This window comes from Pseudarthrobacter sp. NPDC055928 (genome assembly GCF_042270935.1).
Classification (GTDB): domain Bacteria; phylum Actinomycetota; class Actinomycetes; order Actinomycetales; family Micrococcaceae; genus Arthrobacter.
Genome location: NZ_JBHJZH010000001.1, coordinates 440,162 through 462,375 on the forward strand (window position 1 = coordinate 440,162; position 22,214 = coordinate 462,375).

The 22,214-nt window shown below is 65.9% G+C and carries 21 protein-coding genes and 1 pseudogene; 13 read left to right on the plus strand and 9 right to left on the minus strand.

All coding sequences use genetic code 11. The features are described 5' to 3' along the window. Position 1: 1 nt before the first annotated feature. Positions 2-421, minus strand: a complete 420-nt coding sequence (locus ACFC25_RS02140) for a hypothetical protein (protein WP_376043735.1) — start codon at positions 419-421, stop codon at positions 2-4. 161 nt (positions 422-582) lie between these two features. Here ACFC25_RS02140 and ACFC25_RS02145 point away from each other — a divergent pair, with 161 nt between their 5' ends. The 3 genes from ACFC25_RS02145 to ACFC25_RS02155 all read left to right on the plus strand — a co-directional run bounded on the left by ACFC25_RS02145 (position 583) and on the right by ACFC25_RS02155 (position 4,209). Next, complete coding sequence (locus ACFC25_RS02145; RefSeq protein WP_376043737.1) at positions 583-2,259, plus strand: alkaline phosphatase D family protein; 1,677 nt, start codon at positions 583-585, stop codon at positions 2,257-2,259. 146 nt (positions 2,260-2,405) lie between these two features. Then, on the plus strand, positions 2,406-3,170 hold the full coding sequence (locus tag ACFC25_RS02150) for a histidine phosphatase family protein (protein WP_337346284.1): 765 nt from the start codon (positions 2,406-2,408) through the stop codon (positions 3,168-3,170). Then, positions 3,145-4,209 (plus strand): NAD(P)H-hydrate dehydratase, encoded by a 1,065-nt coding sequence (locus tag ACFC25_RS02155; protein ID WP_376043740.1) that lies wholly within the window; start codon positions 3,145-3,147, stop codon positions 4,207-4,209. The genes ACFC25_RS02150 and ACFC25_RS02155 overlap by 26 nt, the downstream gene beginning before the upstream one ends. A gap of 170 nt (positions 4,210-4,379) precedes the next feature. On the opposite strand, the gene ACFC25_RS02160 is transcribed toward ACFC25_RS02155, so the two are convergent. Beyond that, complete coding sequence (locus ACFC25_RS02160) at positions 4,380-4,802, minus strand: Hsp20 family protein (RefSeq protein WP_337351647.1); 423 nt, start codon at positions 4,800-4,802, stop codon at positions 4,380-4,382. A gap of 360 nt (positions 4,803-5,162) precedes the next feature. Continuing rightward, complete coding sequence (locus ACFC25_RS02165) at positions 5,163-5,360, minus strand: hypothetical protein (protein WP_376043743.1); 198 nt, start codon at positions 5,358-5,360, stop codon at positions 5,163-5,165. A 208-nt stretch (positions 5,361-5,568) separates the two neighbouring features. Between ACFC25_RS02165 and ACFC25_RS02170 the strand changes: the two genes are divergently transcribed. Further along, positions 5,569-7,803, plus strand: a complete 2,235-nt coding sequence (locus ACFC25_RS02170) for a S9 family peptidase (protein WP_376043746.1) — start codon at positions 5,569-5,571, stop codon at positions 7,801-7,803. 9 nt (positions 7,804-7,812) lie between these two features. Here ACFC25_RS02170 and ACFC25_RS02175 read toward each other — a convergent pair whose 3' ends face one another. After that, positions 7,813-8,280 (minus strand): SRPBCC family protein, encoded by a 468-nt coding sequence (locus ACFC25_RS02175; protein WP_337346116.1) that lies wholly within the window; start codon positions 8,278-8,280, stop codon positions 7,813-7,815. Positions 8,281-8,490: 210 nt separating this feature from the next. Here ACFC25_RS02175 and ACFC25_RS02180 point away from each other — a divergent pair. Then, positions 8,491-9,690 (plus strand): annotated as a pseudogene (locus tag ACFC25_RS02180) (NAD(P)/FAD-dependent oxidoreductase). An 83-nt stretch (positions 9,691-9,773) separates the two neighbouring features. Here the strand turns inward: ACFC25_RS02180 and ACFC25_RS02185 are convergent. The 3 genes from ACFC25_RS02185 to ACFC25_RS02195 all read right to left on the minus strand — a co-directional run bounded on the left by ACFC25_RS02185 (position 9,774) and on the right by ACFC25_RS02195 (position 12,808). Beyond that, positions 9,774-10,958, minus strand: coding sequence for a metallophosphoesterase family protein (locus ACFC25_RS02185; RefSeq protein WP_337346114.1), 1,185 nt, complete (start codon positions 10,956-10,958; stop codon positions 9,774-9,776). Between the two features lie 121 nt (positions 10,959-11,079). Continuing rightward, entirely contained in the window at positions 11,080-11,640 is a 561-nt protein-coding gene (locus ACFC25_RS02190) for a GNAT family N-acetyltransferase (RefSeq protein WP_376043750.1), read from the minus strand. Positions 11,641-11,647: 7 nt separating this feature from the next. After that, positions 11,648-12,808 carry an acetate kinase gene (locus tag ACFC25_RS02195; RefSeq protein WP_337346112.1) on the minus strand — a complete coding sequence of 387 codons (1,161 nt, stop codon included), beginning with the start codon at positions 12,806-12,808 and terminating at the stop codon, positions 11,648-11,650. A 147-nt stretch (positions 12,809-12,955) separates the two neighbouring features. Between ACFC25_RS02195 and ACFC25_RS02200 the strand changes: the two genes are divergently transcribed. The 3 genes from ACFC25_RS02200 (at position 12,956) to ACFC25_RS02210 (ending at position 14,618) form a co-directional block, all read left to right on the plus strand. Then, complete coding sequence (locus ACFC25_RS02200) at positions 12,956-14,089, plus strand: GTP-binding protein (protein WP_337351642.1); 1,134 nt, start codon at positions 12,956-12,958, stop codon at positions 14,087-14,089. A gap of 49 nt (positions 14,090-14,138) precedes the next feature. Continuing rightward, a complete protein-coding gene (gene ykgO, locus ACFC25_RS02205) occupies positions 14,139-14,261 on the plus strand; it encodes a type B 50S ribosomal protein L36 (RefSeq protein WP_133409460.1) in 123 nt (40 codons plus the stop codon). 96 nt (positions 14,262-14,357) lie between these two features. Beyond that, entirely contained in the window at positions 14,358-14,618 is a 261-nt protein-coding gene (locus tag ACFC25_RS02210) for a hypothetical protein (protein ID WP_376043755.1), read from the plus strand. A 67-nt stretch (positions 14,619-14,685) separates the two neighbouring features. Here the strand turns inward: ACFC25_RS02210 and pta are convergent, their stop codons facing one another. After that, the gene (gene pta, locus ACFC25_RS02215; protein ID WP_337346109.1) at positions 14,686-16,773 is read right to left on the minus strand and encodes a phosphate acetyltransferase; all 2,088 of its coding nucleotides are present in this window, start codon (positions 16,771-16,773) and stop codon (positions 14,686-14,688) included. A 252-nt stretch (positions 16,774-17,025) separates the two neighbouring features. Here pta and ACFC25_RS02220 point away from each other — a divergent pair, with 252 nt between their 5' ends. From ACFC25_RS02220 to ACFC25_RS02240, 5 genes are all read left to right on the plus strand, one after another. Continuing rightward, positions 17,026-17,487 carry a hotdog fold thioesterase gene (locus ACFC25_RS02220; RefSeq protein WP_376043757.1) on the plus strand — a complete coding sequence of 154 codons (462 nt, stop codon included), beginning with the start codon at positions 17,026-17,028 and terminating at the stop codon, positions 17,485-17,487. A gap of 7 nt (positions 17,488-17,494) precedes the next feature. Further along, complete coding sequence (gene paaK, locus ACFC25_RS02225) at positions 17,495-18,856, plus strand: phenylacetate--CoA ligase PaaK (RefSeq protein WP_376043759.1); 1,362 nt, start codon at positions 17,495-17,497, stop codon at positions 18,854-18,856. 81 nt (positions 18,857-18,937) lie between these two features. Then, positions 18,938-19,561, plus strand: coding sequence for a TetR/AcrR family transcriptional regulator (locus tag ACFC25_RS02230; protein ID WP_337346106.1), 624 nt, complete (start codon positions 18,938-18,940; stop codon positions 19,559-19,561). 8 nt (positions 19,562-19,569) lie between these two features. After that, positions 19,570-20,454, plus strand: coding sequence for a DUF427 domain-containing protein (locus ACFC25_RS02235; RefSeq protein ID WP_376043761.1), 885 nt, complete (start codon positions 19,570-19,572; stop codon positions 20,452-20,454). An 82-nt stretch (positions 20,455-20,536) separates the two neighbouring features. Beyond that, complete coding sequence (locus ACFC25_RS02240) at positions 20,537-21,649, plus strand: S1C family serine protease (RefSeq protein ID WP_376043764.1); 1,113 nt, start codon at positions 20,537-20,539, stop codon at positions 21,647-21,649. A gap of 102 nt (positions 21,650-21,751) precedes the next feature. Here ACFC25_RS02240 and ACFC25_RS02245 read toward each other — a convergent pair whose 3' ends face one another. Then, positions 21,752-22,159: a VOC family protein gene (locus ACFC25_RS02245; protein ID WP_337346103.1), complete on the minus strand. Its 408-nt coding sequence runs from the start codon at positions 22,157-22,159 to the stop codon at positions 21,752-21,754. Positions 22,160-22,214: the final 55 nt, after the last annotated feature.

A 22,214-nucleotide genomic window follows, 5' to 3' on the forward strand; every position in this document is an offset into this window, starting at 1 on the left:
GCTATGCCGGCCGCTGCAAGCGGGATGCCCTTGAAACAGATTCCTCCGCCTGGCCCATTTCGTCCTCCTCCAGCATCAGGGGGACGGCGAAAGTCACCACCAGGCGGGCGTCCGCATCGTCCACCGACCTAATGGTCAGGCTCCTGGTGCCGTACGGGACCGAGGGGGTGAAGACCTGCAGGTTCCGGGAACCGAGGCTGGCGGAGTCGCGGAACCTGTACGGAGTGCCCCAATGGTCTTCGATGGTGATGCGTGGAACCGGCCTGCCGATGGCCGACTTTACGTGGATATTGACCACCAGGCACCTGCTCCAGACCTCCACGGAGAGCACCGTGAACTCCGCGTTCCCGGCCATGTGCAGGCCAAAAGTGGGCGGCAGAAGCATCTGCCGGAGGGTGCCTTTCGGAATTATATTGCGCATCTCAGACCCCAATTTGATAAGTGTGCTTACAATTACCGCGCGTTAGTGACGCCCTGTCAAGTGGTTTGCGGATGACAGATTGGCATCAGTTAACCCAGCCCATGCCCGGCGTTAATCCAGGCTCCACGGAGCGTGTTCGAGCCCCGTGCACAGTGGATGCCATGACTGAAATTTCACGCCGCACCATTGTCAAAGGTTCCGTCCTCGCCGCAGCCCTGGCCGCAGTCCCGGCGGCCGCCAACGCTGCCAGCGGCCCGGTCCCCGGAAGCCCCCTCCGCACCGGGATCCCCCTTGTCAGGAACCGCCTCACCCTGCCGAGCGGTATCGCCACCGGGGACGTCACCTCGGACTCCGCCGTGCTCTGGTCCCGCTCCTCCGCCGCAGGCCGGATGATCGCCACCCTGAGGGCAGTTGACGACGGCGGCACTGTGCTGAGCGGCCGCGGAGCCTTCGCACGAACCCTCCGTGGACCGCGCGCCACCCAGGGGTCCGACTTCACCGCCAAGATCCACGCCGGCCACCTCCCCGCCAACACACGCTTCGCCCTGGAAATCAGCTTCGAGGACGACGGCGGCGCTGCGGGCGAGACGATCACCGGAACCTTCCGGACGGCGCCCGATGCCGGAAGCACCAACGGTAAGGGACGCAGCGGCGGCGACCTCCCGCCGTCGTCCGCCCAAAGCTTTGTGTGGACCGGCGACACCGCCGGGCAGGGCTGGGGCATCAACGAGGAAATCGGCGGGATGCGCGGCTACCGGGCCATGCACAGCACCCGGCCCGACTTCTTCATCCACTCCGGCGACACTGTCTACGCCGACGGCCCCATCGCAGAATCCGTGGTGGAGAAAGACGGGCAGGTTTGGCGGAACCTGGTCACAGAGGAAGTCTCCAAGGTGGCCGAAACCCTCACCGAATTCCGCGGGCGGCACCGCTACAACTCCCTCGACACCAATATCCGCGCCATGCTCGCCGACGTCCCGCTGATCGCCAACTGGGACGACCACGAAACCACCAACAACTGGTATCCCGGCGAGATCCTGGACGACCCCCGTTACACCGTCCGCGACGTCAACACGCTCGCTGCCCGGGGCCGGCAGGCCTGGCAGGAAAACATGCCGATTGCTGACGGTTCCGCGCTGTGGCGGCCGGGAACGTTCGACGACGGCGGGCAGTACCAGCCCGCGCGCATCTACCGGAAGATCACCCGCGGCCCTCAACTGGATGTTTTCTGCCTGGACATGCGCACCTTCAAGTCGCCCAACACGGACGGCAAGGAGCCGTATGCCACCTCCATCCTGGGCCAGGAACAGGTGGACTGGCTGATCCGTGAGGTATCCAGTTCCAAGGCGACCTGGAAGGTGATCGCCGCGGACCTGCCGCTGGGCATTATCGTTCCCGACGGCGCAGTCAATCAGGAAAGCCTGGCCAACCGGGAGCCTGGCGCACCGCTTGGCCGCGAACTTGAGATCGCCGGGGTCCTCAGTGCCTTCAAGCGGAACCGGGTCCGGAACGTCGTGTGGCTGACGGCCGATGTGCACTATTGCGCAGCCCACCACTACTCCCCCGAGCGGGCAGCCTTTACCGACTTCGACCCGTTCTGGGAGTTCGTGGCAGGACCCATCGCCGCCGGGTCCTTCGGGCCCAACGCCATGGACGGGACCTTCGGCCCGGAGGTGGTGTTCGCCAAGGCGGGCCGCTTCCCGGGCGAATCGCCGCGCGACGGCGAGAACCAGTTCTTTGGCCATGTCCAGCTCGGCGAGGACGGCACGTTCACCGCCAGCCTCCGCAACGCCAACGGCGCCGTGGTGTTCTCCAAGGTGCTAACCCCGGAACGTTAGGGCATGCACCCTACCTAACTGCCGCCGTCGGGCGTTATCCGACCGCGAATCTGGGTACGCCGCAAGTAATGTCCCTGTTTTCCGCATCCGGCGGTCAGCAGGCATTACGAGTACTGGACGGGGTGTTGGTCGTGGAGAACAGCGGAATGACGCAGGCGGTGCGGGAGGCCGGTGCCGTGGAGCTCGTCCTGATCCGGCACGGCGAAAGCGAAGGCAACGTTGCTGCGACGAAGGCGGGCCTGGCCGGCGCCGACATCATTGAGGTTCCGGCCCGGGACGCCGACGTCGGACTCTCCTCCACCGGCCAGGACCAGGCACTCGCCCTAGGCAGGGCGCTGGGCACAACTCCCGAGGACCGCCGGGCCGACGCCGTAGTGGCCTCCCCCTATGTCCGGGCCAGGCAGACGGCGGAGATCGCGGTGGAAACCGCTGGCTGGCCGGTCAAGGTCCGCACCGACGAGAGGCTCCGGGACCGTGAACTGGGCATCCTGGACATGCTCACCCGCCAGGGCGTGGACCGGTGGCATCCGGATGAGGCCGAGCGCCGGCTGTGGCTGGGCAAGTTCTACTACCGTCCGCCGGGCGGCGAGTCCTGGGCCGATGTGGCCCTGCGGCTGCGCTCCGTGCTCAGCGAACTGAACAACCTGGGTAGCGGGCACCGGGTGATCCTGGTGTGCCACGACGCCGTGGTCCTGCTCTTCCGCTACATCCTCGAAGGCATGAGCGAAGCAGAAATCCTGGATCTCGCCGCAAGCACCTCGGTCCTGAACGCGTCCATTACGCGCTACGTCCGCCCCGAGGGGCAGGGCCCGTGGACGCTGGAAAGCTTCAATGTGGCGGACCACCTCACCGCCCAGGGCGTCGAAGTCACCGAACATGCCGGGGATGCCAGTGTCCACCCGCGGCGGTAAGGGGCAGGGCGGCCAGGGGCCGGGCGGCCAGGGGCAGGGCGGCCAGCGGCCGGCTTTGGAATCCAACGGGTCCCGGGCGGACCGTTTGCGGGCTGATGGTCCGGGCTCCAACGGTTCGCGGGCCACGCCGGTCACGCCTTCGCTGCTGCGCGCCTGGCCGCTGCCGTCCGCCGGCGAGGACAAGTATTCGCGCGGCGCCGTCATGGTGATCGGCGGCGCCCGGGCCACCCCCGGCGCCGCGCTGCTGGCCGGCACTGCCGCGCTCCGGGCCGGCGCCGGAAGGCTGACCATGGCAGTGGCCGAATCCGTGGCCATGCAGCTGGCGGTGGCCCTTCCCGAAGCAGGCGTCACGGGACTTCCCGAGACGGCACGGGGGTCCGTGTTGGGATCCGGGTTGGAGCCCATCCTTTCCGAGCTTGGCGGCGCCGATGCCGTCCTGATCGGGCCCGGGCTGGACGACATCGACCTCACCGAGGAGCTCCTCCGGACACTGCTGGACCAGGATGCCGACGGCGTCGCCGGCCGTGGCCTGGTCAGCGGCGACGCGACCATCATCCTGGACGCCTATGCGCTGGGATGCCTGCCCCGGCTGGAAGATTCCCTGGATCCGTGGCGGGGCCGGCTGATCCTGACCCCGAACCCCCACGAGGCCGAAATCCTGCTGGGCCGGGACCTGGACGAACTGGAACCTGCCGTGGCATCCATCGCGGCACGATACCAGGCGGTGGTCAGCTGCCAGGGATTTGTGGCCCGGCCTGTGGGCAGGCAAGGGGAAGCCGATACGCCGGAGGGTCCCGACCTGTGGGAGATCACCACCGGTTACGGCGGGCTGGGGACATCCGGCAGCGGAGACGTCCTGGCCGGTGCCATCGCCGGGCTGCGCGCCCGCGGAACCAGCGATGCCCAAGCAGCCTGCTGGGGCAGCCATCTCCATGCTGCTGCCGCGGACCGCCTTGCCAGCAGGCTGGGACCGTTGGGCTTCCTGGCCCACGAACTCGCCGACGAACTGCCCGCACTGATGGTCGAACTCGCCACGTAGCACAGGCACATGGGATGGCCCCCGGCGCAATGCCGGGGGCCATCGTTGCGGGAGATGCGGCCGCTCGCTGCCGGTGCGCTGTCTGGCGCTGTGGCGTGCACAGAATGGCTAATCGCCCCAAAAAGGCAGTCAACATTAAGCGGGCCGGACCTCCCGGGCCATCGGTGAACCTAGGCGGCTATCTCGTGCTTGGCCTCCTTGGTTTCAATCGCAATCTTGCGCGGCTTGGCCTTTTCGGTGACCGGAATCCGCAGCGTCAGGACACCGGCGTCGTACGATGCCTTGACGTTATCCGCGTCCAAGGTATCTCCGAGGATCAGCTGGCGGCTGAAGACACCGCGCGGGCGCTCGGCGGCGATCAGTTCGGTGTCTTTGCCGGCCGGGTCGGGCCGCTCTGCCTTCACTGTCAGGACATTCCGCTCCACGTCCAGGTCTACCGAGTCCAGGTCGACTCCGGGCAGGTCAAAGGCCACCACGAATTCCTGGTCCTCCCGCCACGCATCCATGGGCATTGCCGCCGGGCGTGCTGCCGTACCGAGGACTTGCTGGGCCAGCCTGTCCAGCTCGCGGAATGGATCGGTTCGCATCAACATGGCTACCTCCTCTTGAGAGATGGTCCAACATATCCATACCAGCGAGATCTATATTCGCTGATATAGATTTTTTATAGCACCAGCCGGAAGCAGTCGCAAGCACTTGGGGCAAGAATTTTTCCTAAATTTCCCGGCTTCGAGGAGTGGGCGTCCGGGCATAGGGATGGCCCCCGGCGCAATGCCGGGGGCCATCATTATCGGAGGGGATCACCCGCAACTGCCGATGCGCTATCTGGCGCTGTGGCGTTCCTTAGTGGCAAATCGCCCAGAAGAGGCAGATATACAACGCGTTCGGATCCTCCCGGTACTGCCGTTTTAGCACTGGGTTGCGACCCAATACAAGGGGTTCCGACGGGTAACTTAGCTCCGGGTGGGATCCGGGCGCAGCGGTGCGGGTCCCGGATCCGGCACCGGCAGCGGGCCAGGAGGCTCCGGCGACGGCACAGGACTGGGCCTGGCGGGACCGGGATGGCCCGGCGAAGTGGGGTCAGGGTTCATGGGGTCCGGGCCGGGTTCCGGCGGGAATGGCTCAGGTTCGTGCACTGGCGGGATGGTCATTTGATTCCCCTCTCACGCGTGGCGGGTGTGCCTTTGCCGTTTCAGGATACGCCCGCCACCCTGTCCCCTCCAGAAGCCAGTTGCTCTATCACTTTTGGTCCCCATTTGGGGCCCAGAGGGACCAAAGGTGATAGGGCAAATGGGTGGGGCGCTCCCCCGGTAGCGAACGGGCCGCCCCATTGCCCGGAGGGGTCTATATATTGAAGGAATGACCCAGACTCCGCTGCAGGATTCCGCTACCACTTCGCTTACGCCGCCAGTTGCCAAGAAGGTGCCGATTGAGCGGACGCACCATGGCCACACGTTCGTGGACAACTACGAGTGGCTGCGTGAGAAGGAATCCCCCGAGGTCATTGAGCACCTAAAGGCAGAGAACGCCTACCAGGAAGCCATCACTGCGCACCAAGAGCCGCTGCGCGAGGCCATCTTCCAGGAAATCAAGGGCCGCACGCAGGAGACAGACTTGTCTGTCCCGAACCGGAAGGACGGCTGGTGGTATTTCAGCCGCTCGGTTGAAGGCAAGGAATACGGCATCCAGTGCCGCGTCCGCGCCCAGGACACCGGTAACCCCGTGGCGGACTGGACTCCCCCCGCAGTGGAGGCCGGCGTCGAAATTCCCGGCGAAGAGGTGCTGCTGGACTGCAACATTGAAGCCGAAGGCAAGCCATTCTTCTCCGTGGGCGGCTCGGCCGTCACCGTCGATGGGAACCTCTACGCCTACGCTGTGGATAACGCGGGCGACGAGCGCTTCACCCTCCGGATCAAGGATCTCCGCACCGGAGAACTCCTGCCCGACGTCATCGAGAACATCTTCTACGGCGTCAGCTTCTCGCCGGACGGCACCCGCATCTTCTACACCGTGGTGGACGATGCGTGGCGCCCGTACCAGGTCAAATCCCATGTCCTCGGCACGCCCGTCGCCGACGATGAGGTGATTTACCAGGAGGACGACGTCGCCATGTGGCTGGGCTTTGAGCTCTCCTCTGACAGGCGTCACCTCGTGCTGGGAATCGGCTGCTCCGAATACAGCGAAACGCGGCTGCTGCGCTTTGATGACCCGACGGCGACACTCACCACCGTGATCTCCCGCGACGAACACGTGCTCTACGAGGCAGAGCCGTTCCTGCTCACCGGCCCTGACGGCGAAAAGCATGAGCGCATCGTCATCACCCACAACCGGAACGCCGTCAACTCCATGGTTTCGCTGGTTGACCCCGCCGAGCTCGCCAAGCCGCTGGCCGAGCAGCACTGGAGCACCGTCGTCGAGCATTCCGACGACGTCCGCGTCAATGGCGCGGGCGTCACCTCGACCCACCTCATCGTCTCCATCCGCAAGGACACCATCGAACGGGTTCAGGTGATGGGGCTGGCGGGCCTGGGGACACCGGCGCAGGAAGACCCTGTGGAGCCCGCGTTCGACGAAGAGCTGTACACGGCCGGCGTCGGCGGTTCGGACTACGAGGCCCCGGTCATCCGTCTGGGGTACACGTCCTACTTCACGCCCTCGCGCGTGTACGACTTTGTACTGCCCACCCCGGCGCAGCCCGCAGGCGAACTGCTGCTCCGCAAGGAAAGCCCGGTGCTGGGCGGCTACGACGGCAACGACTACGTCGCCACCCGCGAATGGGCCACCGCCACCGACGGCACCAGGATCCCGCTGTCCCTGCTGCGGCACAAGGACATCAAGCAGGATTCGACGGCGGCTGGCTTGGTCTACGGGTATGGGTCCTATGAGTTGAGCATGGATCCGGGCTTTGGCATCGCGCGGCTGTCGCTGCTGGACCGCGGCATCGTGTTTGTGATTGCGCACGTCCGCGGCGGCGGCGAACTGGGCAGGCACTGGTACGAGGACGGCAAGAAACTCACGAAGATGAACACCTTCACTGATTTCGTGGACGCTACCGACTGGCTGGCTGGCTCTGGCTGGGTGGACCCGTCCCGCATCGCGGCGCTGGGCGGTTCGGCGGGCGGCTTGCTGGTGGGAGCTGTGGCCAACCTGGCGCCGGAAAAGTATGCCGCTGTGGTGGCGCAGGTGCCCTTTGTGGACGCCCTCAACACCATCCTGGACCCCGAACTTCCGCTCTCGGCCCTGGAGTGGGAGGAGTGGGGCAACCCCATCACGGACCCTGAAGTGTACGCCTACATGAGGTCATACTCCCCTTACGAGAACGTGCGCGACGTGGCCTACCCCAAGGTGGCCGCGGTGACGTCCTTCAATGACACCCGCGTCCTGTACGTGGAGCCGGCCAAGTGGGTCCAGGAACTGCGCAACAAGACCACCGGCACTGAGCCCATCGTGATGAAGATCGAGATGGACGGCGGCCATGGCGGCGCCTCCGGCCGGTACGTCCAGTGGCGTGAACGAGCGTGGGACTACGCGTTCATCGCCGATTCCCTGGGCGCCACGGAACTGCTGCCGGGGGCCGGCCTGAAGTATTCCTAGCGGCCCCGGTCAGGCGTCGCTGCGGCCCAGCTCGGGATGCTCGGCCAGCAGTTCCGCCAACGTCTCAAGGTTGGCGCGGACCGTCCTGGCCTGGGCTTTTTCCACCAGGCGGTCGGCAAGTTTGCCGAAAATGCCGCCCAGGCCGGAAGCCGCGTCGATCCGGTAGTTGAGCCGGGTCCCGTCGCCTTCGGGTTCCAGGGTGGTGGTGATGGTGAACTCCAGTTGCCCATCCACCGACCGGGACACAATGCGGCTGGGCGGCTGGTACTCCGTAATCTCAGCGGTCCAGTCGAATTTCCTGCCCACAACCTTGCTGGTGCCCTGGGCGCGGGTGCCCAGGCCTTCGGGAACACCGCCGATGGTTTCCGCGTGCAGGACCGACGAATCCCATACCGGAATGTTTTCGTTCTTCGACACAAAATTGAAGACGTCCTGCGGCGGACGGGAGATGTATACGCTGTCTTCGACGACGGGCATGGCGAGCGCTCCTTGGACACACCTGTTGCCAGCCCGGCTTGGCCGGCAGCTAGGCACAGCGCCAGTGTGGCCCGGCGGCCGGAGCGCGTCAAGGGCCAGGGCCCGAAGGGTTCCGGCCCTGGAATCGTCCCGGTAGGGTCGAAGCCTAACCGGCTGCAACGGCGGGTGGCCACGTGGTGGCGCCCGCCTTTCCAGGAAAGGAATCGTCCTGTGAACACCAGGCACCACGACGTCCTCATCATTGGCGGCGGCAACGCCGGCATTTCCCTGGCGGCACGACTGCACCGTTACGGCGTCACTGACATCGCCGTCGTCGAACCCAAAGACCACCACCTTTACCAACCTTTGTTCTCCCACATCGCGGGCGGACGGGCGAAGGCGAGTGAGGCGATCCGGGCGCAGTCTTCAGTCATCCCGCCGGGCGTCGAATGGATTCGGGACGGGGCCACAGGCATCAACGCGGCGGACACCACCGTGGCGTTGGCTTCGGGCGACGAGGTCACCTACGGCCACCTGGTGGTGTGCCCCGGCCTGCAGCTGGACTGGGACAGGGTGCCCGGACTCGCGGCCGCGGTCCACTCCCCGCACGGCGCCTAGCACTACGAGTTCGAACTGGCTCCCAAAGCCTGGACACTGCTCAGCAGCCTCAAGTCAGGGACTGCTGTGTTCACCATGCCGTCTGGACCGGCCAAATGCGCGGGCGCAGCCCAGAAACCCATGTACCTGGCATGCGACTACTGGAAAGAACACGGAGTCCTCGGTGACATCCGCGTAGTCATGGTCCAGCCGTACCCCACCGTGTTTGGCGTTGAAGGAGTAGATGAGGAACTGAACCGAAAGATCGCCGAATATGGCATCGAGCTGCGCCTGAACAGCGAGTTGGCCTCGGTTGATCCGGCGGGACAGGTGGCGCTGATCAGGGACAACGCCGCCGGCACCACGGAGGAACTCCGCTATGACGTGCTGAACGCGGTCCCGCCGCAGTCGGCGCCGGACTGGCTCAAGGCCACAGACTTGCCAGCCCCGGGCGATGAGGGCGGCTTCGTGCAGGTGGATCCGGAAACCCTCCGGCATGTGCGCTACCCCAACGTCTGGTCGCTCGGCGACGCTGCGGGCACCACCAATTCCAAGTGCGGCGGCGCGCTGCGCAAACAGACCAGGGTCCTTGCGAAGAATCTGGTGGCGGCACGCAGAGGAGCGCCGCTGACGGAAAAATACAACGGCTACGCGGTCTGCCCGTTCACGGTGTCCCGCTCCACGGTGGTGTTCGCCGAGTTCGACGCCGACTACCGGCCGATGCCCTCCGTCCCCAGGGTGCCTACGTGGAAGGAAAGCCGTGCCTCCTGGGTGGTGGACCGCGATGTTTTCCCTCGCGTCTACTGGAACCTGATCCTCAAGGGCCGGGCCTAAGCACAGATCTGCAGTTGAGCTTGTCGAACCCGGCTTGCCCAGCCCGGAGCCCGACAAGCCCAACCACTAGCGACGCGTCGGCGTTAGCTTTGCGCCGGATCGAGCGGGAGCGGGACAATCGGTTGGTCGTTGGCCGTCAGGTCGATGCCAAAATCGCTCGCGAAGACAAGTCGAGTGTCCTTGTAGATTCCGGGGTGGTTTTCGTCCAGTTCGAAGACGCGCGCACCGCGGAGGCGGTTCCGCTCCGCGCCCGGCAGTCCGTAGGCGCCGAATCCCGTTCCCGGTGCGTAGCCGAGCTGAACCCCGTAGTAGTTGCCGACGTATGTGTTGACGTGGTCGTGCCCCACAAAGTAGCCGAGCACGTCCCCGCGTTCAAGGAAGGCGTTGAACAAGCCAGAGTTGATGGGTCCGGGGCACTCATCCTCGTTCCGCTCGCCGACAATGTTGTGCTTCGCCACGGCCCGGGCGTGGTCCGCCTCCGTCCGGGAGTCCAAGCTGGCAAACCACATGTTGCGGTGCTCGTGCAGGGCGATGTGGCCCCACATGAGGGATGGAATTTTCGCACCGTATTTCTGCTCTGTGGCGATGGACTGGTTCCGGTACCAGTTGACCTGGTCCATGCGCACCCAGTCCCAGTCCGGGTAGCCCTCAAAGTCCTGGCCGTTGATGGCGTCCGGGGCGTACCGGCCGGTGTCGATGAGCCACAGTCCGAAAGCCGGAGCATTTGAGCGGGAGGATTGAATCAGGAGCTGCGAGTTGGACGTACCGGTCAGGCCCGGAGTGGAGTCGGCATTGACGTTGTACTGGTAGCTCTGGAGGAACTGAAGCATCTTGGCTTCAGTCATTCCTGTCTGCTGGGCGGAATCTTCGTCATGGTTGCCGAAGGTGACTGCCCACGGAATCTGCCGGCTCTCCATGGGCCTGACCACGTGGTTGAGTGCCTGTTTGACGTCCAGTTCGGTGTCGCAGCCACCGTTGATGACATCGCCGTTGATCACCACAAAGTCCGGCTTTTCCGCGTCCAGGGTCCGGTCCATGAGTTCGATGGTGCGACGGTCCGTCTGTTCATCGTCTTGGGTGTCGTTGAACTGAACAACCTTGAACTTGCCTTCCGGGCGGAAGGCAAGGGTGGGCTTCGGCGCCTTCGTGCCAGGTGCCGCCACGCTTGCCGCAGCAGCGGATATGGTGATTCCCAGTGCCCCCAGTGTTCCGGCAGCCGCCAGGGCCGCCCGACGGCTGAGTTTGGGCTGGTTAATGCTTGAAGTCATCGCTACCTCTCGTCAGGGTGGCGGCCTCAGGATCGCGCCGCCTTACTGCCGAGAGAGTAGGGGAAGGATGCATCCGGCCCTGAAACAGGCAGTGAACACAAAGTGCCCGGCCCGGGAGGACTCACCGGGACCGGGTGGCGCGCCACTCGATGGCCAGGACGGCGTAGACCACTTCGGTGGCCCACTGGCCTTTGTAATGCCACTTTTCCACGAATCGGGCTTCAAGCCGCATGCCAAGCCGTTCGCACAGGCTGGCCGACGCGGTGTTGAGTTCATCCAGGCGCGCCTCGATCCGGTGGAATCCCAGTTCCTCGAACCCCAGCTCCATCACGGCCGCGGCCGCTTCGGTGCCATAGCCCTTGCCCCGCGCTGCCGGCGCAAGCGTCCAGCCCACCTCTGCCTGTCCTCGGCCTGGCAGCCATTTGAGCACCACTTCACCCATCAGGCCGGGCTGGCCCTTGGCCTCGATGGCCAGGCACACCCAGTCCCCTTCCTTTTCAAAGACGAAGTTGGCGTACCTGCCCACGCGTTCCATGGACTGGGTGTACGTTTTGGCCGGCCCCGGGAGGAACCTGGCCGTCTCCGGCAGGGAATGGTAGGCATGGAAGGCGTCCAGGTCGGAGCCGTCGAAGCGGCGCAGGACCAGCCTCTCGGTACGGAGTGGCAGGGTGATGTCCGGCATGCTGCGCTCAGCCGGCAGGGCGTACGACGGCGGCAGTCGCCTCCGCGATGGCGCGCTCCTCGTCAGTGGGAACCACCAGCACCGGAATCGCGGACTCCGCCGTGGAAATCACCCGTGGTTCCTTGGACCGCTGGCTGTTCAGGCCGGCGTCGAGCTCTACGCCCAGCGCACCCAGCTTCTCCGCCACCAGGGCCCGGAATTGGTGTGAGTTCTCGCCGATGCCTGCCGTGAACACGAGCGCCTTAGCGCCGCCGACGGCCACGTGGTACCCGCCGATGTACTTTGCCAGCCGGTAGGACGTGACCGCGAGCGCCGTCTCAGCCCTGGCGTCGCCGGCTTCGGAAGCTTCCACCACCGAGCGCATGTCGTTGTTGCCAGCGAGGCCCTTCAGGCCCGATTCGCGGTTGAGCATGGTGTCGATATCTTCTGGGTTCCAGCCTGCCCTGCCGAGGAACACCAGGATGGAGGGGTCGAGGTCTCCCGAGCGGGTGCCCATCACCAGGCCCTCCAGCGGGGTGAAGCCCATGGATGTATCCACGGACTTGCCGCCCCGGATCGCAGTGACGGAGGCGCCGTTCCCCAGGTGGGCGATGACGCCGTCGAACTCTTCCAAGGGGAGGCCAAGGAGCGCGGCAGCCTGGTGCGTCACGTATTCGTGCGAGGTACCGTGAAAGCCGTAGCGGCGGATGCCATGGTTGGTGTAGAGCTCGTCCGGAACGGCGTAGCGCCAGGCGTGCTCGGGCAGGGTCCGGTGGAAGGCGGTGTCGAACACGGCAACCTGCGGCAGGTCCGGCCACTTCTTGGTGATGGCGCGGATGCCCAGGACGTTGGCCGGATTGTGCAACGGCGCCAGCGGGTTGAGCCGCTCAATGGCGCGGGTGATCTCGTTGTCGATGAGCACAGGCTCGGCGAAGCGCTCCCCGCCATGCACCACGCGGTGTCCGACCGCCGCAAGCTCGAGGTCGCCGAGTTCCTGGTGGATGGCGGCGTCCACCTGCTCCAGCGCCTCGGCGTGGTCGCGCGGGCCCTCGATCTCGCCGTCTCCGTCGCCGCCGTTGCCCATGCCGATCTTTTCAATCAGCCCCTCCGCCAGAACGCTGCCGGCCGCGACATCGCGGACCTGGTACTTGAGCGAGGACGAGCCGGAATTGATGACGAGCACGAGCATAGGGGCCTCCTGAGCCTTGCTGTGGCGGTTGCACCTGACGGTTCAACTACCTTAGCTTCCCGAACACCCCCTCCTTCGAGTTTTTGACCAGGTACAGAGCTGCTCGCGCGGTTTGTATTTGAGAATGATTCTCATTAGACTGATCGCATGCATCTCACTGTGATCAGCTCCCTCGACGCCCTTTGCCGCCAGCAGGCCTGCGAAGCCGCCGCGGCCGCAAATCCCCGGGCCGTGGTGGTCCTCCACGACCTCCTCGAAAACGGCCTGGTCATCCGCCGGGTGTTCAGCCCGGCAGGGCTTCTGGAACGCGACGAGACGCATTTGGAGCACGGCTGCCTGAGCTGCACTGTCCGGCTGGACGTGGTTCCCACGGTGGAAAGGCTGCTGGAGCGCGGCGAAGAGTGCGTGATCATCGGGCTCCCACCGGCTGTGTCATCCGAAGCGGCCATCGGAGCGCTGCGGCGCGGGCTGCCCGAAAGCGTCACCATCGATTCCGCTGTCCTGGCCTGCGCGCCGGACACGCTGGAGGACCATCTTTGGGACCGCCACACACTGTTCGAGTCCGGATTCACCCCGGTCCCCGAGGACCACCGGACGCCCGGTGAGTTCCTGGTGGGCGAGCTGAGCTTCAACGACACCGTCCTGCTGGCCGAACCCGCCCTTGTTCCGGTGGACCCTGCTGTTCGCCGCCGCGGCGTCCAGCTGATCCAGGAGCTGGCACCGCATGCGGACGTGGTTGCGGACCCCGGCGAGATCCGCCCCGGCCGCCACGACTACCAGGAGGCACTGTGCAGGACACTTCCAGGTTCCGTGCGGATCCCGGCCGCCGTCTCGGCGTCGCCCTTCACCACCGTCACGCACCGGGCCGAGCGGCCGCTGCACCCGGAACGGTTCCGGGACGCCCTGACATCCTTGGCGGAAGGCTGCTGCTGGCTGCGCGGCCGCTTGTGGATCGCCGCCGCGCCCCGCTGCAGGATCGCCATCCAAGGCATCGGCCCCCGCGTCTGGCTGGAGAACACCGGCCCGTGGCTGGCAGACCAGAATGCAGGGGCAAAGCCCGATCCCATGAACTATGTGGACGCCCACTTGGACTGGCACCCGGAGCACGGTGACCGCTGCAGCGTAATCGCAGCGACCGGCGACGGAATCAATGCGGCCGAAATCGCCGGGCTGCTCTCGGGCTGCGAACTCACGGACGCCGAAATGGACGCCGGTTTCGCAGGGTTGCCCGACCCGTTCCAGCTTGATCCGTCAGCGAACCTGGCACCGCACTCGAACTGACTTCCGATCCCCGACTAACCACCCCAACCCAATCAGAAGGAGCACCACCATGAAGGTCAGAAACTCACTCCGTGCGCTGAAGAAGATCCCCGGCGCCCAGGTCGTCCGGCGGCGGGGCCGCACCTTTGTGATCAACAAAAAGAACCCGCGCATGAAGGCCCGTCAGGGCTGAGTCCACAGCCCGACTCACCCCGCGCCTGCCGTTGCGTTCGTGGCGGCAGGCGCCTAGAGTCGGCGGACAGGCAGCACCACGCAGAGAGGGACTTCCATGACGAACGGCACCACTCAGCCCGACAACGACGAGCCTGATGCCACCAGCACTACGGGTGCAGGCACGAAGGATCCCACCGGCGTCGAAGGCGCGAATCCGGCGCTGGACGACACCGGGAAGGTCAAGGCGGAAGAGGTGGGGGAAGCACCCGAGCCCCCCAAGGATCTGGAGGACCTGGACCTCACGCCCTTAGGGCTGTCCGACGAGCCCGCCAAGCAGGAGGACCCGGAAAGCTTCGCCAAGCCCGAAAACAGTTAGCCAATAACGCTCGACGGCGGCACTCACGTGAGTGCCGCCGTCGTGCGTTAACCCAGGAAGCGGGCGCCTAAACCGTCGCCGGAACCGGAGCCTGCGCCTGGATGGCCGTGATGGCGACGGTGTTGACGATGTCCTCCACCGTGCAGCCGCGGGAGAGGTCGTTAACCGGCTTCCGCAGCCCCTGCAGGACTGGCCCCACAGCCACCGCTCCGGAGCTTTGCTGCACAGCCTTATATGTGTTGTTGCCGGTGTTGAGGTCCGGGAAAATGAACACGGTGGCCTGCCCGGCCACCGAGGAACCGGGCATCTTGGACTCCGCAATCGAGGCGTCCACGGCTGCGTCGTACTGGATGGGGCCTTCGACGGCGAGGTCCGGGCGGCGCTCCCGCACCAGTTCTGTGGCCTGCCGGACTTCGTCTACGGCCTCCCCGGACCCGGATCCGCCGGTGGAGTAGGACAGCATCGCCACCCGCGGCTCCACCCCGAATTGCGCGGCTGTTTCAGCCGAAGCGAGGGCGATGTCCGCCAACTGCTCCACGTTAGGGTCAGGGTTTACCGCACAATCGCCGTACACCAGTACCCGGTCCGGCATGAGCATCAGGAACACGGAGGACACAATCTTGACGCCCTCGCGCGTCTTCACGAACTCCAGGGCAGGCCGGATGGTGTGGGCCGTGGTGTGGGCTGCACCGGACACCATGCCGTCCACCACTCCGAGCTGGACCATCATGGTGCCAAAGTAGCTGACGTCCTGCATGATTTCCAGCGCCTTCGCCAGGTCCACGCCTTTGTGCGCGCGCAGTTCCGCGTACTTTTCGGCGAACTTCTGGCGCAGGTCCGAGGTGGCCGGGTCAACGATGTTGATGCCGGACAGGTCGATGCCGCGGGCGGCGGCCAGTTCGCGGACCTCCGGTTCGGGGCCGAGCACTGTGAGGTCGCAAACGTCGCGGCGGTGCAGGATCTCGGCGGCACGGAGGATCCGCACGTCGGTTCCCTCCGGCAGCACCACATGCCGGCGCTGTGACCGGGCGCGTTCGATGAGGTCGTGCAGGAAGCGCAGCGGGGTCATCCGCTCCGCCCGGGGCAGGTGGAGGCGCTCCACCAGTTCGGCCTCATCTACGCGGCGGGACCAGAGTCCCAGGGCGGAAGCGACCTTGCGGCTGTGCCCGGACCAGATTTCGCTGCGGACCTCGGAGACCCGCCGGGCCGTGGTGTAGGTGTCCTCCACCGAGGCGAAGACGGGGAACGGAGCCTGCGCCAGCAGCGGATAGATGTTGGCGTCCGGCGCGAGCCCGCCCGTGAGAATGAGCGCGGAGGGCACCGGGAACTCGGGAGAGAAGGACGAGGCGAGGCATGCCACCATCACATCCGCCCGGTCGCCCGGCACAATCACCAGCGCGCCTTCGTCAAGCACATTCAGGAAGTTGCCCACGTTCATGGCCGCCACCTTGATGTCCTTCACGTCGCGCTCCATGTCGGCGCGGCCGGCGATCTGCCGGACACCGAGGGCCGTGGCCACCTCGCCCGTGGTGGGCCGGGCGATTTCCTCGAGCTCCGGAAGGACGTACACCGGACGGCCGGATGCCCCCAGCTTCACCTCGGCTGCGATCGAGTCCACCAGGTCCGGGTCCGCACGGTTCACCATGATGGCCAGCAGCACGCACCTTTCCGCAGACAATTCCTTGCGGGCCACCTCGACGGCGGCCGCCGCCTCGGCGACGCTCAGGCCCTTCGCGCCCACCACAGCCACCACGGGGGCAGCCAGGTTGTTGGCCAGACGCGCATTGAGGTCAAATTCGACGGCGGCATCCTGGCCGGTGAGGTCGGTGCCTTCCACTATCACCACATCGCAGTGACGGGACATTTCGGCGAAGATTTCCACGCAGCGCGCATCGATGTCGGCTCGCTTCCCTTCGGCCAGGAGGGCCCGGACTTCGGCGCCGGTGAGGCCGGCGCGGCACCGGTCATCATCGAGCTGGAAGCGGGACTTCATCAAGGCCACCATAGGATCGTCTGCCGCGTCCGGGCCATGGACCACGGGTTTGAAGAAGCCGATCCTGTCCGCGTGCCGGTGCAGCGTGTCCGCCAAGCCCAGGGCCACGAGCGACTTGCCCGACCCCGGAGTGGTTGCGCTGACGTAGATGCCTTTGGCCATGGTCCGCCCTTTGCTTTGGCTGGTGCAGGTCTTCCCATCCTGTCACCTCCCGGCGCCGCACCGGACACCCCGTCCGGCACCGATTGCTCCGTGCCCGCCCAACTAGGTAGCAGCAGATGTCGTTTTGACGCCCCAAAACGACATCTGCTGCTACCCAGTTGGGACGACCGCAACCGCCCCGCTCTTGACACCGACCCCCTCCATGGGATTACCTAATGAACATTCGGTAAATAAAGCTGGAGGCAATGACGCATGGCTGAAGCAACACTCTCCGGGGCAACCCACCCCATCCTGGAAAACGACTACGCCTCCGAATGGATGGGCATCAAGGTCCTCGCCCTCAGCGACGGCCACGCCACCATCCGCATGACGCTCCGGCAGGAAATGCTCAACGGGTTCGGCATGGCCCACGGCGGAATGATCTTCGCCTTCGCCGACACCGCCTTCGCCCTCGCCTGCAACCCGGTGAACCCCGGCCCCGGCGACGTGGACAGCATCACCGTTGCTGCCGGCGTCGACATCAACTTCCTCAAGCCGGCCTACCGCGGCCAAGTGATCACCGCCGTCGCCGACCGCCGCTCCAGCGCGGGCCGCAGCGGGCTCTACGACATCCAGATCTTCGCAGCCGACGCCGCCACGCAGCCCGATCCCCAGCAGTTTGGTGAACTCATCGCCGAGTTCCGCGGACGCAGCCGCACCATCCCCAAGAAGTAGGAAACCCATGACCCTCCACGCTCCGGAAACCCCCATGCCACAGGCAACCACAACCACCGACGCCGTCCTGGACCGCGAGGAAACCATCTCCCGCGACGAACTCGAGGCGCTCCAGCTCAGCCGCCTGAAGCACACCGTGGCCTACGCCTACGACCGCGTACCGCTGTACAAGCGCAAGTTCGACGACGGGGGCATCCACCCCACTGACCTGCGCGAGCTGGCCGACCTCGGCAACTTCCCCTTCACCACCAAGGAAGACCTGCGCGCCGAGTACCCCTTCGGCATGTTCGCGGTGCCGCAGACTGAAGTGGCCCGCGTGCACGCCAGCTCCGGCACCACCGGCCGGCCCACCGTCGTCGGCTACACCAAGCAGGACCTGGCCGACTGGGCCAAACTCGTGGCCCGCTCGCTGCGCGCCTCCGGCGTCCGCCCCGGCATGAAGGTCCACAACGCGTACGGCTATGGCCTGTTCACCGGCGGCCTGGGCGCCCACGCCGGCGCCGAAGCGCTCGGCTGCACGGTGATCCCCATGTCCGGCGGCCAGACCGAACGCCAGATCCAGCTCATCCAGGATTTCCAGCCCGATGCCATCCTGGCCACGCCCACGTACCTGCTGACCATCGCCGACGCCATGGCACACATGGGCATCGACCCCGCCTCCACGTCGCTCAAGTACGCAGTCCTCGGCGCAGAGCCGTGGACGGAAGAGATGCGGCACGAGCTCGAAGTCACCATGAACATCAAGGCCTGCGACATCTACGGGTTGTCCGAAGTGATGGGCCCGGGCGTCGCCGGCGAGGCCGTGGAGACGCAGGACGGCAGCCACATCTGGGAGGACCACTTCCGCCCCGAAATCATCGACGCCTTCAACCCCGCGGTGGGCAAGGAAAACGTGCTGGGCGACGGTGAACATGGCGAACTCGTGTTCACCTCGCTGACCAAGGAAGCACTGCCGATCATCCGGTACCGCACTAAGGACCTCACACGGCTTCTGCCCGGCACCGCCCGCCCCGCGCACCGCAGGATGGGCCGCATCACTGGCCGCAGCGACGACATGATCATCCTCCGCGGCGTGAACCTGTTTCCGTCCCAGATTGAGGAAATCGCGCTGCGGATCCCGGAACTCAGCCCGCACTTCCAGCTCGAACTCACCCGGCCAGAGGGCCAGCGGATGGACCAGCTGACGGTCCGGATCGAGCGCCGTGACGCCGTGACACTCGAACAAAGTGCGACGGCGGCACGCGCCTTGAAGGAGCAGATCAAGATCCACGTGGGTTCTTCGTGCGCCGTGGACGTGGTGGAGCCCGGATCGCTGGAGCGTTCCAACGGCAAGCTGCGCCGGATCTACGACCTGCGGCCGAAGGGCTAGGGCCAGATGGGCGGCGCAGCTCCTGGCCGCGCCGCCCCCACCTCACGAGACTGACCGACCGTTCATGAGAAACTAGCCACTATGCCCAGCACCAGCGAAGTATCCAGCCCCGAAGCCCCCGCCAAACGCGGCCGGCCCGGCTACGACCAGCAGTCGGTCCTGCTCATCGCCGTCGACGTTTTCAACCGGCACGGCTATGACGCCACGTCCATGGGCATCCTTGCCGAGAACCTGGGCATCTCCAAATCAGCGATCTACCACCACGTGCCGTCCAAAGGCGATCTCCTCAAGCTCGCCCTGGACCACGCCTTGGGCGGGCTGGAGGCCATCCTGGAGCGGCCCGAGGCGAAGTCCGGCGCCGCCGACGCGCGGCTTGAATTCGTGCTCCGCCAGACGGTGGCCGTACTGGTGGAACGGTTGCCGTTTGTCACGCTGCTACTGCGCCTCCGGGGCAACACGGAGATCGAACGGGACGCCCTGGAGCGGCGGCGCGCCTTCGACCACAAGGTGGCCGCGCTCATCTCCGCCGCCCGCGATGAGGGCTCGCTGCGCCAGGACATCGACCCCCGCACGGTGACCCGGCTGCTGTTTGGCACCATCAACTCGATCGTCGAATGGTACAAACCGGGCGGCTCGCTCTCCCCCGAAAAGCTGGCCGACGACGTCATCACCATCGCGTTCGACGGGCTCCACGCGCAGCCCTAGCATGAGTTATGGCCATCAAACTGTCCGAAGTACTCTTCGGCACGTTCGGTAAGCTCCGCTACCAGCCCACCGCCAAACGGGTGCGGGCCCTGACAGGCGGGAACGCCGTCGTCGACACTTTCCACGCGCTCCTGGTCTGGGAACCCCAACGCATCACCCCCGTCTTCGCAGTCCCCGCCGCGGACCTTCGCGCCGAGCTTGCGTCGCCCGAGCATCAGGCCGGCGACGTTCCCGAATTCGGCGTGAAGATCATGCTGGACGCGCCGCCCTCGCTGGATCCGCGCACCGGTTTCGGCAGGCATACCGCACCAGGCGAGGAGCTCGACGTCGTCACCTCCGCCGCGAGGCTCCCCCGGGCGGCTTTCCGGCCAGCTGATCCGGATCTCGCCGGCTATGTGGTGCTGGACTTCAAGGCCTTCGACTGGCTGGAAGACGATGAGGAGATCATCGGCCATCCCCGCGACCCCTTCCACCGGGTGGATATCCGGGCGTCCTCACTCACGGTGGAGGTCAAAGCCGACGGCGTTACGCTGGCCGCCACCAACGGCGCCCAGCTCCTGTACGAGACGATGCTCCCGGTGCGCTATTACCTTCCTCCGGCCGACGTTCGGCTGGACCTGATGGAAGCCAGCACCAAACGGACCGTGTGCCCGTACAAAGGGACCGCCAGCTACTGGTCCTACCCGCCGGCCGAGAACGGGAAGAACCTCGCGTGGGCGTACAACCGGACCTTCCGCGACGCCGGCCAGATCCACGGGCTGGTGAGTTTCTATAACGAGAGGGTGGACATCACGGTGGACGGCGTCCTCCAGGAACGGCCGGTGACGCCGTGGTCCACGCCGCCGACAGGCGCTGGCGGAGGGGGTTCTCACGCTCCCTCCCGGGCGCACTGAACGGGGCTGACACTACTGGCCTGCCAGTCCTGTGTACGGCTACCTTAGGAGGTAAGAGCCAGCGTCCGCGGGGAGGTTGCCCATGAAGCCGTCAGCCAGTCCAACACGCCCTTCAGCCGGTTTCCGGACAGCGCCCTGGTGCATCCTGACGGCCGTCATCCTGGCAGTTGCCGCATGCACAGGCTCACCCGTTCCGCCGGGACCCAGCGAATCGACAGCGGGGGCCACTTCTGCCGCCACAACCCCTGGCGGTACCAGCACCCCCAACGCCGAGGCCCCGGCAGCTCCCGACGTAGCGGGCGGCATTACCGAGATTGTGGAAAACCTGTCCCCCTCCGTCGTCACGATCTTCACCGACGGCGGCCTGGGCAGCGGGGTGGTCTACTCCGAGGACGGGCTGATCCTCACCAATGAGCACGTCATCCGCGGCCAAACCGAGGTGGAGGTGGCCTTCGCGGATGGCCAGCGCGTTTCCGGCACCGTCAAGGCAACCGACCCCGTGACTGACCTTGCGCTCGTCCAGGCGGACCGGACCGGCCTGCCGAAGCCCACATACCAGACCTCGCTGCCCAAGGTGGGCGAAGGGGCCGTGGTGCTGGGTTCGCCGCTTGGCTTCGAAAACACGGCCACCGCAGGGATCATCTCCGGCCTTCACCGCTCCATCCCCGGCTCCGCACAGAACAGCCTGTCGTTGGTGGACCTGATCCAGACTGATGCGCCCATCAGCCCCGGCAATTCCGGCGGTGCCCTGATTAACATGCGCGGCGAGGTGGTGGGCATCAGCGAGGCCTACATTCCTCCGTCGTCCGGTGCTGTGGCGCTGGGCTTCGCCATTCCGGCGGCCACCGCCGTCGAGGTGGCCGAGGAGTTGCTGGCGGATGGCTCGGCGGAGCACGCCTACGTGGGGCTCACCCCGGGCGAACTGACCCGGCAGATCGCCGAGCAGCTGGGCATCGACGCGAGCACCGGCGTCGTGGTTTTGTCCGTTGACGACGACGGCCCGGCCGGCACTGCAGGGATCCGGCCAGGCGATGTGCTGGAGTCGATGGAAGGCGTGGACCTTGCCGCGCCGGAGAAGCTGCTGGCCGAGCTCAGGAACCGCAACCCGGGCGATACGGTGGGATTCAAAGTCAAGCGGGGCGACGAGAGCCTGGACATCAAGGTGGAACTCACCGAACGGCCGGTGGCCCCTTAAAGCCCGTCCAAGGCGGGTCTTAACGAGGCAGAAGGGGAGCCCCCGTTCGCTGGGACGCCCCTCCTGCGGTCTGGCAAGCGGCTGGCAGTTGCCGCCTTCAGGTCAGAGCTGGTACTCCATCTGCGTGCCCAAGGTCTCGTGGACGCAGAGGATGTTGTGTTCGGTGTCCATGAACCACGCGCACTTTTCGGAATCCGTGGTGCAGATGTGGTTCTCTGTCTTCAGGTTCGGAAGGTCGTAATCCTGGAACCGGACGCCCTTGGCCTCCATGTCCTGGACGATCCGCTCAATGTCGCGCACCTCGAAGCTGAGGGCGGTGTGCTCGGAGTGCTTTCCGTCCGAGACAGGCATCAACTGCAGCATCGGGCCGCCGTCGGTACCGAGTAATTCGCTTCCATCGTCTGTCATTCCGTGGTGCGGTAGTCCCAGTTTTTCGGTGTAGAAACTGTGGGCCCGCGCTGCATCATCGACTGGCAGGATGGTTGTGGCTGTGCTCAGGGCTAGGTTCATTTGGCCACCTCCTACGGAGGAAATTTTACGCCTTGATGGCTCGGAAAGAGCCGAA

Excerpts from the sequence above, each read along its gene's own strand:
- ACFC25_RS02140 (WP_376043735.1), bottom strand. The coding sequence starts at position 421 with ATGCGCAATATAATTCCGAAAGGCACCCTCCGGCAGATGCTTCTGCCG.
- ACFC25_RS02145 (WP_376043737.1), top strand. The coding sequence starts at position 583 with ATGACTGAAATTTCACGCCGCACCATTGTCAAAGGTTCCGTCCTCGCC.
- ACFC25_RS02150 (WP_337346284.1), top strand. The coding sequence starts at position 2,406 with ATGACGCAGGCGGTGCGGGAGGCCGGTGCCGTGGAGCTCGTCCTGATC.
- ACFC25_RS02155 (WP_376043740.1), top strand. The coding sequence starts at position 3,145 with ATGCCAGTGTCCACCCGCGGCGGTAAGGGGCAGGGCGGCCAGGGGCCG.
- ACFC25_RS02160 (WP_337351647.1), bottom strand. The coding sequence starts at position 4,802 with ATGTTGATGCGAACCGATCCATTCCGCGAGCTGGACAGGCTGGCCCAG.
- ACFC25_RS02165 (WP_376043743.1), bottom strand. The coding sequence starts at position 5,360 with ATGACCATCCCGCCAGTGCACGAACCTGAGCCATTCCCGCCGGAACCC.
- ACFC25_RS02170 (WP_376043746.1), top strand. The coding sequence starts at position 5,569 with ATGACCCAGACTCCGCTGCAGGATTCCGCTACCACTTCGCTTACGCCG.
- ACFC25_RS02175 (WP_337346116.1), bottom strand. The coding sequence starts at position 8,280 with ATGCCCGTCGTCGAAGACAGCGTATACATCTCCCGTCCGCCGCAGGAC.
- ACFC25_RS02185 (WP_337346114.1), bottom strand. The coding sequence starts at position 10,958 with ATGACTTCAAGCATTAACCAGCCCAAACTCAGCCGTCGGGCGGCCCTG.
- ACFC25_RS02190 (WP_376043750.1), bottom strand. The coding sequence starts at position 11,640 with ATGCCGGACATCACCCTGCCACTCCGTACCGAGAGGCTGGTCCTGCGC.
- ACFC25_RS02195 (WP_337346112.1), bottom strand. The coding sequence starts at position 12,808 with ATGCTCGTGCTCGTCATCAATTCCGGCTCGTCCTCGCTCAAGTACCAG.
- ACFC25_RS02200 (WP_337351642.1), top strand. The coding sequence starts at position 12,956 with ATGCATCTCACTGTGATCAGCTCCCTCGACGCCCTTTGCCGCCAGCAG.
- ykgO (WP_133409460.1), top strand. The coding sequence starts at position 14,139 with ATGAAGGTCAGAAACTCACTCCGTGCGCTGAAGAAGATCCCCGGCGCC.
- ACFC25_RS02210 (WP_376043755.1), top strand. The coding sequence starts at position 14,358 with ATGACGAACGGCACCACTCAGCCCGACAACGACGAGCCTGATGCCACC.
- pta (WP_337346109.1), bottom strand. The coding sequence starts at position 16,773 with ATGGCCAAAGGCATCTACGTCAGCGCAACCACTCCGGGGTCGGGCAAG.
- ACFC25_RS02220 (WP_376043757.1), top strand. The coding sequence starts at position 17,026 with ATGGCTGAAGCAACACTCTCCGGGGCAACCCACCCCATCCTGGAAAAC.
- paaK (WP_376043759.1), top strand. The coding sequence starts at position 17,495 with ATGACCCTCCACGCTCCGGAAACCCCCATGCCACAGGCAACCACAACC.
- ACFC25_RS02230 (WP_337346106.1), top strand. The coding sequence starts at position 18,938 with ATGCCCAGCACCAGCGAAGTATCCAGCCCCGAAGCCCCCGCCAAACGC.
- ACFC25_RS02235 (WP_376043761.1), top strand. The coding sequence starts at position 19,570 with ATGGCCATCAAACTGTCCGAAGTACTCTTCGGCACGTTCGGTAAGCTC.
- ACFC25_RS02240 (WP_376043764.1), top strand. The coding sequence starts at position 20,537 with ATGAAGCCGTCAGCCAGTCCAACACGCCCTTCAGCCGGTTTCCGGACA.
- ACFC25_RS02245 (WP_337346103.1), bottom strand. The coding sequence starts at position 22,159 with ATGAACCTAGCCCTGAGCACAGCCACAACCATCCTGCCAGTCGATGAT.